This window comes from Psychrobacter glacincola, assembly GCF_904846215.1.
GTDB classification, from domain to species: domain Bacteria; phylum Pseudomonadota; class Gammaproteobacteria; order Pseudomonadales; family Moraxellaceae; genus Psychrobacter; species Psychrobacter glacincola.
Genome location: NZ_CAJGZK010000106.1, coordinates 1 through 548, shown reverse-complemented (window position 1 = coordinate 548; position 548 = coordinate 1). Strand labels below are relative to the sequence as shown.

Genomic DNA, 548 nt, shown 5'->3' with positions numbered 1-548 from the left:
CAGTTGCCAATGGTGATAGATATGCTACAAGATTTAGGACGGGTCTAAACAGACGACATTATATGACGTAAGCGATGGACTGTTAACGTTAATGTCGCTATTTTTCGTTATAATGGTTTAATAGAATTAAACGCACGCGAACAGTTAAGGATGCATTTGTGAGTCAATATAATGCGCAATCGTTAGAAGTTTTAGAAGGTCTTGAGCCAGTCCGTCGTCGTCCAGGTATGTACACCGATACCACGCGCCCGAACCATTTGGCGCAAGAGGTCATTGATAACTCGGTTGATGAGGCGTTAGCGGGTTATGCTAAAACCATCAAAGTGCAACTGCATAGTGATGGCTCGTTGTCTGTCGAAGATGATGGACGCGGTATGCCAACAGATATTCATCCTGAATTTAACCAATCAGGGATTGAGCTGATTTTAACTCGTTTGCATGCAGGTGGGAAATTTTCGACTTCCAATTATGAGGTGTCAGGTGGCTTGCATGGCGTGGGTATCTCTGTCGTCAATGCGCTATCAACGCGTGTTGAGGTTACGGTATGG

General features: G+C 44.5%; 1 protein-coding gene. It reads left to right on the top strand.

Annotated features, from left to right (window positions below):
• Positions 1-158: 158 nt before the first annotated feature.
• The coding region (locus tag JMW90_RS13635) for an ATP-binding protein (protein WP_201564780.1) at positions 159-548 on the top strand (390 nt) is incomplete at its 3' end.